General features: G+C 41.9%; 8 protein-coding genes. 3 read left to right on the top strand and 5 right to left on the bottom strand.

Annotated elements, in window-relative coordinates; genetic code table 11:
* Positions 1-460: 460 nt before the first annotated feature.
* From AC3B6P_RS09905 to AC3B6P_RS09895, 3 genes are all read right to left on the bottom strand, one after another.
* Positions 461-1,054, bottom strand: coding sequence for a hypothetical protein (locus tag AC3B6P_RS09905; protein WP_489805980.1), 594 nt, complete (start codon positions 1,052-1,054; stop codon positions 461-463).
* On the bottom strand, positions 1,051-1,845 hold the full coding sequence (locus tag AC3B6P_RS09900) for a P-loop NTPase family protein (RefSeq protein ID WP_489805979.1): 795 nt from the start codon (positions 1,843-1,845) through the stop codon (positions 1,051-1,053). The genes AC3B6P_RS09905 and AC3B6P_RS09900 overlap by 4 nt, the downstream gene beginning before the upstream one ends.
* 65 nt (positions 1,846-1,910) lie before the next feature.
* The gene (locus AC3B6P_RS09895; protein WP_489805978.1) at positions 1,911-2,603 is read right to left on the bottom strand and encodes a hypothetical protein; all 693 of its coding nucleotides are present in this window, start codon (positions 2,601-2,603) and stop codon (positions 1,911-1,913) included.
* Positions 2,604-3,139: 536 nt separating this feature from the next.
* On the opposite strand from AC3B6P_RS09895, the gene AC3B6P_RS09890 reads away from it, so the two are divergent.
* Positions 3,140-4,939 (top strand): type IV secretory system conjugative DNA transfer family protein, encoded by a 1,800-nt coding sequence (locus AC3B6P_RS09890; RefSeq protein ID WP_489805977.1) that lies wholly within the window; start codon positions 3,140-3,142, stop codon positions 4,937-4,939.
* Positions 4,940-5,830: 891 nt separating this feature from the next.
* Here the strand turns inward: AC3B6P_RS09890 and AC3B6P_RS09885 are convergent.
* Positions 5,831-6,154, bottom strand: a complete 324-nt coding sequence (locus AC3B6P_RS09885) for a hypothetical protein (RefSeq protein WP_489805976.1) — start codon at positions 6,152-6,154, stop codon at positions 5,831-5,833.
* Positions 6,155-6,456: 302 nt separating this feature from the next.
* Between AC3B6P_RS09885 and AC3B6P_RS09880 the strand changes: the two genes are divergently transcribed.
* A complete protein-coding gene (locus tag AC3B6P_RS09880) occupies positions 6,457-6,720 on the top strand; it encodes a hypothetical protein (protein WP_489805975.1) in 264 nt (87 codons plus the stop codon).
* 2 nt (positions 6,721-6,722) lie between these two features.
* On the top strand, positions 6,723-9,854 hold the full coding sequence (gene mobF, locus AC3B6P_RS09875) for a MobF family relaxase (protein WP_489805974.1): 3,132 nt from the start codon (positions 6,723-6,725) through the stop codon (positions 9,852-9,854).
* Between the two features lie 310 nt (positions 9,855-10,164).
* Here mobF and AC3B6P_RS09870 read toward each other — a convergent pair whose 3' ends face one another.
* Positions 10,165-12,363: a type IV secretory system conjugative DNA transfer family protein gene (locus tag AC3B6P_RS09870; protein ID WP_489805973.1), complete on the bottom strand. Its 2,199-nt coding sequence runs from the start codon at positions 12,361-12,363 to the stop codon at positions 10,165-10,167.

Genomic DNA, 12,363 nt, shown 5'->3' with positions numbered 1-12,363 from the left:
ATCTTATTTGTCATAATTCTTTAAAGAATGATAAAAAAATTTATAAAAGCGCTATCAGAAAGGAAAATCTTTCACTTGGTATTTATATAAATACTTAATAATATCTTTTAATACAAATTTTATATGGTATTTCGATTTGTTATAAGTGGCATACACACTAATTTTGCAAAAAATTTATTTTATTACATAGTGTTGTGTTGTTTTTTCTTTAATAAACAATTGCTTTCTGTCAATCTCTCAGGTAAATAACTACAACATTAAGGAATGCCTTTCATGCGCAGTTAGGTAGTTTCTTCTGCACATTTAGTCTTGTTTTGATCTTCTATGCGCGTAACGGATCTCCTTGGTTAACTCTCTGTATAAGGGGGACTAGGAATAGTCGTTTCAGGCTCTGTCTTTTATGGCAGGGCCTGTTTTTTTTGTGAGGTCTTGCAAATTATGCGCCAAAATGGACACAATCTCAGATATCGCCGATTTTACACCATTTTATGCCGGTGGCTCTGTCAATTTTTATATGCGAGTAGCAATAGTCTCTAAGATCATGACTTTGTTTGTCATACATATATCCCGCAGAGAAACCCAATAATAAAACTGCTGCTAAAATAATAAAAATTTTGCTGATAGCAATAATTTTTGCTGTTTTATAAAATCTGTTTTCAAAAATTGGAAGTTTTTCCTTAATAATTTCTCCTGATTTTCTTTCGATTGAATCACTAATGCGTGTAATAATGTCTGATACAATCAGGTCGGTTTTGGCTTGGTTTATTTTTAACTGATTATTCATGCTTTCTGAGCATATGTTCCTTAATTGCTCAATTTCATTTCTGCCTACAGTAATCTGAGTTGTAAACTCGTTCGTTGCCTGATTGATTTCTTTTATTTGTGAGGCTCTGTTAATTGATTCTTCTGACAGTTGAGAGGAGAGCGTAATCACATGTTTCTGAATGACTTTTGACCATTGATAAAGCGGTGTATTAGGCATAATGCCCTCTGCGTAGAGGGCATTATCAAGTTGTTCCTGAAGTTGTTCGATTTCTTTTGTTTGCTGTGTCATGGCAAAAATTTCTCAGCTCCAGACAATTGGATGGATTTTTCTATATCCTCGAAAAATTTTTTGATACAAAAGCGGGCCATGGGATTAAACTTATGTCCGTTTTTGCCTTCCATGCCTTCCATCACTTGTTGGAACGATAATCCAGAGGCAAGAACATCATTCATATAACGTAATTTTGGCATACTAATCGTAGATAGTTTAGTTCGTTGCTCGAAAAATTCGCATCTATCATGGGTGATAACTTTATTATACATTTTGTTTGGTGGGATTCCATCTGGAACAGTAAATTCATTGAAAACAAGGATGCTTTTCTCTGGATGGAAGCCAACATCTTCCCAAATTTTTTTAATAAAATCAAAATCTCCATTAGCGGTACCACACATAAACAAACCAACAATGGTGATACCTAACTCTTTACCTGCATCGATAAGACTCATTGTCGTTGAATAATCTTTAATGAGCTGGTCGCCGCCCCCTACATCTAATAAAAGACTTTTTTGTTCTTCTATCGCTTTTCCAAATGCACTATCGAGCCATTCTTCCATAGTGACTTTATCAGGGGCATTAGGGCGCTTTAATCCGTATTTTTCATAGAGAGGGCTGGCAGATAAACCTGTATTATTTCTGTCGGCATCTCCCATAATGATTGATCTGCCCGCGTGAATAGCCCGCTCAGACAAAACTTGAAGCAAAGTTGACCCTCCAAGCCTACCTCTTCCGACTTTTATGAGTACTATTGGTTTCCTGACTTCCTCGCAATTTGAGGATGAGGCATTTTTAATGGTCTTCATACGATTTCTCATCAGTTAGTTTTTTTACAACCAACCAATTATAAAAGGCCTTTTTGTGAGTCAGGTTATGCTATACCAGGGATACGGGCTAGCATGTCTAAAAAACGCCTCTCGTCGTTTGTCAGATCACTATTCGGTTTTGCGTTACCTATTGCCCAACACACCTTGGCCCATTGTATTTCAAGATCGAAATAGCTGAGTCTTGGATACCCAGGCATATTCTCGTAGTAATCAAAATTTTTTCCGTCTGGTGTCCTGGCCGTCGCCGTCAAGGGGGCTAAAGCTGTTAGAGGGATATTATCTGGGAGTCCTTTGGGTCGTGGTCCTATATAGCTATCCTGCGACTTCTCGGTGAATGATATATTGGTCGGAAGGCCTTCTGCTTGTCCGATCATGTTAGAGAAAGTTTTTATAGCTTCATCTGTTGCTCGATCGTTTTCTTTTGGCTTTCTCTCAATTTTTATAAGGTCATTTTCTTGAGGGGAGGGATCATTTTTTCTTGTTCGGGCAATTTTGCGTCTGACTTTGAACCAGGCTTTTCTTGTATTTCCAGGGTTGGGGGGGGCGCCATTGGCGGTAGTTATGCCGTGAGTCACCATAATTTTGGAAATGTCTTCCCATTTTATTTGTTTGCTCTCACGTAATTTTTCAAAAAAGTCAAAATTTTTTATAAAGAAAGCATACATCGGAGATGAACTTTCTTTAGATGCTTCTGCCAAGGCATCGCATAAACTTTCATTATCTATTTGTTTGCTCATTAAAATTGTCCAAATTGCTTTTTCCTAGTTTGTATATATTGGCATATTTATTCCTACTTTGTCTTTACTCTGTCCCCACTCTGTCCCCGCTCTGTCCCCGCTCTGTCCCCACTCTGTCCCCGCTCTGTCCCCGCTCTGTCCCCACTCTGTCCCCACTCTGTCCCCGCTCTGTCCCCACTCTGTCCCCACTTTTTTCTTCTTCCATATACAAATGCACCCAAAACGGTGCCCTGTTTTTTTGAGAGAGAATTTTTCAGACGGCTAAAACGATCATTCATCAGATTGGTGAGATCCACGGCGACATGAACGCTCTGCCGGTTTGCTGATCTATTCTGTCATGGGACTAGCTGATCATATCATTCATCACAGCAATAAATTGTGCATAATTTCATAATAATATCACAATAATTTCATAATATTGACTTATTTAAGAACATAACCTGTTGCCTGGCCATTGGTTAATTGTCTTATTGTTGTTCATTATATTCGTAATATTTAATTGAAATATTTCCTTCTTTCGGGGATAGGACGCAACTATGGGTATTGAAATACGTTCCAGAGCAGCGGTGATAAAACTGGTCATTGCTTTATTGTTACTTCTTGTCATCTGGACTGTTGTCTCATCGCTTGTTTTCCTTATGGGAACGGGGCTGTCCAGCTCATTCAAATACCCCTTCTATCAATGGTGGCTCTATTTCCTTTATGGCCGGGATGATGACACCGTCGTCAGATGGTTGAAGATCGGGGCGATTGTGGGGGCGGTGGCTGATGCTGCCTTGATCGTGGCACTTGTTACAACCGCCCTGAAAAGCGGTTCTTCATTACGCCGCTCCCTGTTCAATAAATCCCGCTCCCCTGTCCGTGGTGCTTCTGAAAATCACGGCCATGCGGACTGGATGAGCATGAAGCAGGCGCTTCAGCTCTTCTCCGGCCCATCCCCTGACTATGGCGGTATTGCCATTGGTGAGGCTTACCGGGTCGATCAGGATAGCTGCGCAAAAATACCGTTCATTCCCAAGGACAAGAAGAGCTGGGGCAAGGGTGGAAAAGCCCCTCTGCTGATTGATTCCTGCGAGAATGGCTCCACTCATAGCCTTGTGTTCGCCGGCCCAGGTTCATTCAAATCGACATCCGCCATCACCACCATGACAACATGGACAGGCTCCACCGTGGTTCTGGACCCCAGCACGGAAATCGGCCCCATGCTCCGCAATTACAGGGAGTCACTCGGCCATACGGTCCATGAGCTGCAACTGGGCGGCGATGTGGGCTTCAATGTGCTGGACTGGATTGACATCAATTCACACGAAGCCATGACAAATATTCAGGATGTGGTCTCATGGATATGTCCCGAGAGCAAGGGACAGAACCAGTCAGGCGAGGACTTCTTCGACCAGGCAGGGAAGGACCTTGTTACATGCCTGTTAGCGGACATGCTTTATAAACCAACGCTTCCAAAAGAAGACAAAACCTTACGGACATTAAGAGCTGCCATATGTACGCCACAAAACGAAATGAGGATCTTGTTAGACATAATCCATGAAAAAAGCACTTCCTCCTATGCCCGCGATCTTGCAGGTTCGATCAAGGGGCATGTGGAGGAGACGTTCTCTGGCATTTACGGCAATGCCGACAACAAGACCTCATGGCTCTCCAACCCCGCCTTTGCTGATCTGGTATCAGGGAACAGCTTCCATTCATCGGACATTACCAGCGGCAAGACGGATATCTTTGTTCAGCTTCCCCTCCGTGCTCTGGAAAACACCCCTGAAGTCGGGCGGACCATCATCGGGGCGCTGCTCAATACGGTCTATGATGCCGATGGCAAGACAAAGGGCCGCGTGCTCTTCCTGCTCGATGAGGTCGCCCGCCTTGGCCCCATGAAGATCATGGCTATTGCTGCCCGTGATGCCGGTCGTAAATATGGCATCACACTGCGCCTTCTCTACCAGTCAGTGGGGCAGCTTGAGGAACAATGGGGGCGTGAGGGAAAGCGTGCCTGGTATGACGCGGCCGTGCACCGCACCTATGTGGCCATCTCCGATCTGGATACGGCCAGGGAGCTATCAGAGACGTTTGGGCAATATGGGGTGATCGCCGCCTCGGCCGGGAGCAGCAAGGGAAGCGGGAACTCTCAAGGCACGAATGTAAGCTATCAGGAAATCGCGCGGTCCCTCATCGGACCGGAAGAGCTGCTTAATGACACCCGTGTGGATGAAGCCTTTATCGTGGTCAGGGGCGGCCGCCCCCTGCGTTGCGGCACGCCGATTTACTTCAGGCGGCCCGAGATCAGCGCTAAAATATCCGCCAACCGCTTCAGCAACGCAAAGCCATAAAGGACACCAGACAGGCCATCGGGCACGCCCCGAAGGCGGACAGCCTGACAAGCGGTGCCCACCAGCTCCATGAGGCCGCGCACTCTGTGACGATCAAACCCGTTTCCGTTACGCCGGAGGACATTCATAAGGCTACGTCCCGAGATGCTACTTCTGTCCATGAGCAGGCGGCTAAATCGTCGGAGACGGCGGAGAACAAGGCCGCGCAAATACCCTCTCAACCAGCGAGACGGTCTACCGAAAACCCGTATCTGGACATTCTTTACCGTGAAGGGGAGGAGTTAAAGAGAGAAAGACAGGAACAGGGAATAACGGAAACACAGGATTACACTCAGACTCAGAGCCGAAGCCGCGGTATGAGGATGAGATAACCTAAAAGAAATCAGGCCCGTTATCATCCTGGCGCTGTCATCGTAATCCTGCGAGCGAGAGCGCTGGCCTGCTGCGCACACGCCCCTGTCCAGTACCTTTACGTCTTTTGGCCTCCTGGCGTGCTTCCTGCTCCTGACAGATCCTCACATGCTTCCTGAGGAATTTCTCCTCACCCCCCAGTCCTTTTCTCCCCTACTCAGAGGGCGCGATCTGGCCTTCAGGACGCGGCTGGACGGATATGAGGGATAAGTCTCTCTCAAAGAACCTCTCATGCTCTCTGGGTAACGATCGCTCCCTATGCGCTTCCGCGTCTTTTGTAGAGTGAGTAAGAATATCATATTCAGCTTATAGGATTACATTTCTGTACTAGGATTTTATAGCTGTGGTCGTCTCTGAACATTCGACCATAAACCGCCTAGCCAGGGTAATAGAATAATATAAGCTTTGGAAACTAAGAAGAGAACTATCCAAAGCTTTATATCAGATAGAATATTCTGATAATAAATAACCATATAGTAATTATTTTTTGTAAAGATTGTTTATATCAATTGCTTCAGCTTTCATTTTCGCTAAAATTTTAATCTGATTCTCAATTTTCTGAGGGTTTACTTCAACATATATATCTTTTCCTATTCCATATATATCTTTTCCTATTCCGAGGTTCTTGAGAAATCTAGGAGGTCCATAACAGCAAGAAGATTCGCCTCCCGAAATTACAAAATATAACGGTTTTCCTGAAACTGGGGGCGGCGGGACGAGTGCTACATTAAATGCTATGATTGTACTAAGTATGATTACCTGAGAAAAAAAAAGTATCGACCCAACGTAAATAATTTTTTTCATACACAAAATCTTTTTTAATAATCAAAAATATTCGTTATTTTATCTAAATATCGAGATTCATACAAGAATATTAACCAATATTTTTCGAGGTCTTCGAGTTTGGATATCTGTGCGAATTCCTCTTGCTGTGCTTCTTCTTCCTGACAGACGTTACATGCCCTTTGAGGAACTTTTCATTAATATCTAGTCCTGCACCTCCCAGAGGAGGTTCACATTGAGGCATGTCAGATTTGAAACTCACCACTCACAAAAACATGTGTGAAACTCTTGCTTAGAGGCACTCCGTTTATGAAAGTGGTAAAATGAGTAATGAGAATGAAGATGATATAGGTGCGTGGTTGATGCAGCTTAATAAAGCTAATCTTCAGACACAGAACCGGATAGCCCTTGTCTTAACTCAGCAAGAGCAAATTATACGTTTACTCACTCCATCTAAGAATAGTGAAGAAGAAGTATCATTGAAGACGCTTTTGGAAAAGCTTGTAGATGTTGTGTTGCAGCTAAAGGGGACTACAGAGAAGCTAGAGAAAAATGTATTGGCCCTATCTCAGAAAAAGAGGCCATAATAATGATTACATATAGAAAGATTGAGGGAAAAAGTACTGGTAAGCTAGTTGTCGCTTATTTGCGTGAAAATCAGTCAGAACCTAATTTGGATAAAAATCATATAAGAGATTATAATAGCGAGAATGGTGAACGATTAAATAATTATTATACAGGGAGAGAAGGACGTGGAGAATGGGGGCCTGGTCTTGGTCCCCATATTAAGGCGGCATTGGGAATTGATACTTCAGTGCTTCCCAGCGATGAAGCTTTAGCCCGATTGTTTGAGTGTAAGCGTGCAGATAATGGTGAAGCATGGAAAGGGTCCAGAAAATATTCTGGTTTTGATTTTACAGCTTCTCCCGATAAATCTGTTTCTTTGGCAGCAGAGTTTGCACCTACATTAGCTGAACAGGCTTTGATATGGACAGCAATTCATAAAGCAAATGATAAAACAATGGCATTTATTGCAAATGAAATCGGATATGCACGACGGGGCAAAGGGGGAAAGGGGTTAGCCGAAAAAGGAGAGGTTGCATGGACATCATTTCGACATTACACCTCACGTCCAACATTGATGATACAGGATGGATCCGATGGTGCTACAGCGGCTGTAGAATTGCCTGTTCCTGGAGATCCGCAAGCGCATATTCATAATGCTTTATTTAATGTTGTTGCTACTGAAAGTGGGCATATAGGGTCGCTTGATACAGCACGGATAACTAATACGACATCACATCTATTTGGTGCTGTTTTTCAGGCTGAACTTGCGAAGAATCTTAGAGAGATTGGTGTCAAAGTTTCTGTTGATCAACGGAACAAGGCGGTTGTTATAGATTCAATTCCTAAGAATATATGTGATCTGTTTTCGAAGAGAGCTAAACAAACAGAGAAAATGGCTCAAGATTATATTAAGCGTCATGGGGGTGATTGGTCAGCAATGTCAGCCGAAGAAAAGTATCGGCTGATGCACCAAGCTAATCTTGTTTATAGAGCCAAAAAGTATGATGGGAAAAATGATAAAGAGTTTTGGTTGGAGCAAGCGCGTGAAGCAGGATGGGTACATGAGAGTGTTTTAACCAATGAAATTGTCGCCACCAGAAGTTCTGAGGAGCGTTATGAAATAGCTTATCAGATTGCGTCAAAACTTTTGTCTGATGAATTTAAAACTTCTGCGGTGTTAGATAAAGATATTCTAAGAGTACATGCTACTCATGGTCTTATTACGGCAGGATACGATAATGCGCGTGATATTGATAATGTCGTTAATTTAATACAGGAAAGAGGGATAGAAGTTAACGGGGTAAGAACGAAACTCATTGAACATGAGCAGGAGAAAAAGAATAAAGTTGCGACTGACCAACAGGTTTCTATTGAATATAATATGGCGAAGAAAGCCTATAAGGCCGCTAGAGATACCCACGGAGCCTTATCAAGAACGCAAATTGATATTGCAATAGCTAGGTCTGATCTTGATTTCGAGAAAGAGGTGAATCACGGTCGAGCACAGATGAAGGCAATTTATTCATTGGGTACTGCTGGTGGATTGGCATTTCTGACTGGTGTTGCAGGTTCTGGAAAAACAACATTACTAAAGCCTCTGGTAGATGCCTGGCATAGTGATGAACGTAATATAATTGGAACGGCGGTTGCTTGGAGGCAAGCGGATGCGCTTAAAGATGCAGGTATAGAAAAGACCTTAGCGCTTGCGCCTCTTTTAAATCAGTTAGATAGTGGTAGTTTAAGGTTAGATAGCTCATCAGTGCTCATTATTGATGAAGTAAGTCTTTTGTCCCCTTCTCAGCTTCTAACGATTTTGCAGTATCAAGAACAACAAAAATTTATTATTCGTTTATTGGGAGACAGAGAGCAAGCACAGTCAATAGAAGCAGGAGACATAATTGAGCTGTTAAATCGGGTGTTAACGCAAGATCAGGCTCCACAGCTTCTCAGTACAATTCGTCAGAGAACTAATAGAGAACGGTATATCGCAGAACAGTTCAGGAGTCTGGGACCAGACCCATCTTTGACTCATGAAGAATTAAGGAAAAGAGATTTTCTACAGGTTTGCAAAGCGGTAGAAATGAAACGTTTAGATGGTACAATAAAGCTACTTGGTGGAAATTCAGCAGAAGTTAATGAACAGATTGCTGAGCTTTATTTGACCCGTCGTGACAAGCTAAAAGAGGCAGGTTCAACAAAAGGTATTACTATTTCAGCCCCTACAAATTCTGATGTGATGGAAATTAGCCAAGTTATTCGTCAACATTTGCGTAAGCGTGGAGAGATTGGCGTTAAGGAAATTGTTTTTCCAGCCGTGGATCAAAGAGGAGAGCAATATGAATTACCCGTTTCAGTCGGTGATAAGTTTCGTTTATTTTCAAGAGTTTCGGTACAGGTAAAAACTTCTCACGGTAAACGTTGGAGGCAACTCGGCTCTAATGGAGACTTTGTAACGGTTAAGGGACTGGAAAGAGAAGGATTTATCTTAGAAAATTCTAAAGGTATTAGAGGCTTGGCTCCATGGAAAAATATAATGGATAGTGAAACTAAGCGTATTAAACTTGGTTTCGGACATGCGATGACAATTGATGCTGCGCAAGGAATAACATCTGACGAGCATATAAACGCGATGCCAAAGGGGACAGCCGGGTTATCAGGATTTAAAGCATATGTAGGTGAAAGTAGGCATATTCATAAGTGTTGGACTGTTATAGCTGAAGGGCCAATAAGAGAGTCTATAACATGGTCAAGGGCTATTGGTGATATTACTCCGATAACATTGGACGATATTTATAATCAGATAGCTAAGGATCTAAGTCGCCACCCTTATAAGTCCTTGGCTGTCGATTTAGCGAAAACGGAATTTGATTTTAAAAAAGAAGAAAAAAATTACGAGAGACAGAATTGTGAATGGATTATGAATTCACAGAAGATCGAAGCTCTTGGCAGTGATCCTGGTCGAAAAATTAGAGAAAAAATAGAGGAAAATCTATATCTAAAGCCGGGACAGTGGGATGATATAAATAGAAGGCTAAATAAGCTTGGTAGAAAGTTACTCAATGAAATTTCTCATGAGAAAGTAGCTATCCCTAAAAATGTTCATAATCCTGAAAAAGATAATCATTCCCAAATTAATAGATCGCCATCTTATTAAAAGTCGTAAGGAAATAAAATTACGGTTGCAGGTTTAGAAAATTGCTGTACAGCAATTCCTTGTTTCTTGGCTGTTTTCTGCCAATTTATAGAGCAAGAACCTACTTCATGAGTGGGCGTTTCGCTTCAGAAGATAATTACTTTATCATGCGTTAGCTATTGATACCCTTGTGCTATTTTTAAGTAAGAGAGTGTTAGTCATTGCATTATATTCCATGAGAAAAAATCTTCTTTAAGCATCTTAATTGTTATGTACGAAAATTGCTGTACAGCAATTTCTTGTTTTTTGGCAGAAAACTGCTAAAAAATATTCATAGAAAACTCTTTTGTTCTTCAGGAGCTATTCGGTATAGAGCAGCGGATATTCTTTTCTTTGCATCGCTATAAGATAAGCCATAGGATTCTTCAAAATTTGCAAGTTCTTCGCATATTTTATTTAGATCATCTGGTAAGTCTATTTCTTCTTTGGTTTCGTAAATGCTGCTACTTAATCCTGGAGAGAATAGTGTATCAAATGGGTTTATTGTTTCAGATTCTTCAGGGAAACTGACATCAAGTATGAATTGACCTGTTTCTGTTGAATTATTGAAATCGCCTTCCTCTAAAAGGTATGCAAGCTTATCATAAACTGGTTCGAACATTTTATGGGCGTGGGCATTACTATCTCTGATAATGGTGTTGTCTGTTACGTTAAGAGTATTTTTAAAAATGTAGGGCAGCCCTGGAAAAACCCTTGCTTTGCCTTTTGGCTGTATTCCGGCATAAAATAAATTCATATATATTCTCTTGCCCCGAAACAGGACAATTGCTTGCCCCTGTCTTAGTTTTTGTATGTCAGTCCAAGAAATCCTTTTTACCATACGGATGTCTGCTCGTGGTTGAGCTTGGAATGATCCTTCGATGTCGCCGTCATAGCCGGGGCGAACAGTAACTGGCATTTCTCCGCCACTGCTTTCAACCCATTCTTTTGTTACGGTTGCATCTTCAATATTTTCAAATATTTTTAATTTTGGATTTCCTAATAAAGCAGTCGCTCTGTCTTTTCCTAAAGTGGCATACAGAGTTCCGACTTCTTGAAAGGAAATAAGAATAGAAAGGTTAAGTTCACGTCCTAATGCCATCATGGCATCTATGCCACGAGTGGCATATTGGGCAACCTCATCAAATATGATGGGGTAGGGAGTGGTCGATGAGGAAGGGCGATGAACTACAAGGTCTTCATAATTGCCTTCGATAGAAGTGCCGAGAGCTTCAGCGGACGCATATCTCAAGGCGGTTATAACGGCTTTTCCTAAAGCGGCGTTTGTATCGGGATGGTTTTCCAGCGATGGTAATAATACAACTAGAATGCGTCTATTATATAGTACGTCTCTAAAATCCACGTCCCCAATGGAACATTCAAAAATATGTCCTAGGGTGGAGGTCATTTGTGTAAATGTTTTACCAAATCCACCAACAACATAAGAATGTTGCTCCCTAACTTTGTCTTGGCTATCTATGGTTTTTTCTTCACTAAAACCTCCGGTCTCAATAACGTATGATCGTACTGGGCTTAAAAGAGATGTATCAAAATTACCAGTCAGTTCCTCCGAAATAATCTCGCCACTCCCAAGGTCGCAATAAGTGAATTTTTTTTCCAAGTATAATTGGCGGAGACTATTAATATCTGAGAACATGGCTCTAAGAGAGCTGGGTGTAATAGGAATATTTAAATGATCCCTTACCCATATAAAAATAGGTGCCATTCCGCGTATGAGTGCTTCTGCACGGCTTCTGAAATGTTCGGAGTTTCCGCTGTTCTGTGTAGATTCTGGCAAAAAAAGTATGAGTAAAAGTTCTGTTAGGCCCTCGGCGTTGATAGATGAAAAAGGGTTCCATGTGTTTGTTCTGCGGTCTCCTGCTGATACCATTAAGTTGATGACCCTGACATCAGCTTCTCGCCCCCATTTTCTTGCCATGGATAAGACGCTAAAATACAGATTGTTAGATGCCTTTCCGTCCACTATTGTAAAGCCTGTACCCATAGCTAGGGCATTACTTAAGAAGCTATATATAAATTGCGTTTTTCCTGAACCTGTGGCGCCAGGCAGAGCTGCGTGCATAGTCAGGTCGTTACTTGCCAACCAACATTGTTGTCCCGTTCGCGCATCCCATCCGATCAACCAATCCCCTGCTGCTTTGCCTGCTATTTCTGTTCCAGGGTGTTTTTCGTCTGGGACAGGAAAATTATAGTCTTTGTGACCACTATAAGCTGGCAAGCGTAAAGGCATAATAATGGGACGGGATATAATGAAAAGCGTCAATAGGATATTAAAAGGCAGAAAAATATGTATGGTAGCAGGGATGGTAAAAGAAATTATTGTAGAGACAAAAATTATTATAGGCGATAGGTAACCAGTCAGACCTTCATAAACTATAGTAGATAATGGTCTCGTATCAAGGTAATTAAGCCCATCACTTTGTTCATTATAATCTTGAGGACCATCAATTTTACGCTGTATTATTCCCAT

It is taken from the genome of Aristophania sp. ESL1142 (assembly GCF_058107345.1).
This window is presented reverse-complemented; position numbering and strand designations above follow the sequence as displayed.

Excerpts from the sequence above, each read along its gene's own strand:
- AC3B6P_RS09905 (WP_489805980.1), bottom strand. The coding sequence starts at position 1,054 with ATGACACAGCAAACAAAAGAAATCGAACAACTTCAGGAACAACTTGAT.
- AC3B6P_RS09900 (WP_489805979.1), bottom strand. The coding sequence starts at position 1,845 with ATGAAGACCATTAAAAATGCCTCATCCTCAAATTGCGAGGAAGTCAGG.
- AC3B6P_RS09895 (WP_489805978.1), bottom strand. The coding sequence starts at position 2,603 with ATGAGCAAACAAATAGATAATGAAAGTTTATGCGATGCCTTGGCAGAA.
- AC3B6P_RS09890 (WP_489805977.1), top strand. The coding sequence starts at position 3,140 with ATGGGTATTGAAATACGTTCCAGAGCAGCGGTGATAAAACTGGTCATT.
- AC3B6P_RS09885 (WP_489805976.1), bottom strand. The coding sequence starts at position 6,154 with ATGAAAAAAATTATTTACGTTGGGTCGATACTTTTTTTTTCTCAGGTA.
- AC3B6P_RS09880 (WP_489805975.1), top strand. The coding sequence starts at position 6,457 with ATGAGTAATGAGAATGAAGATGATATAGGTGCGTGGTTGATGCAGCTT.
- mobF (WP_489805974.1), top strand. The coding sequence starts at position 6,723 with ATGATTACATATAGAAAGATTGAGGGAAAAAGTACTGGTAAGCTAGTT.
- AC3B6P_RS09870 (WP_489805973.1), bottom strand. The coding sequence starts at position 12,363 with ATGGGAATAATACAGCGTAAAATTGATGGTCCTCAAGATTATAATGAA.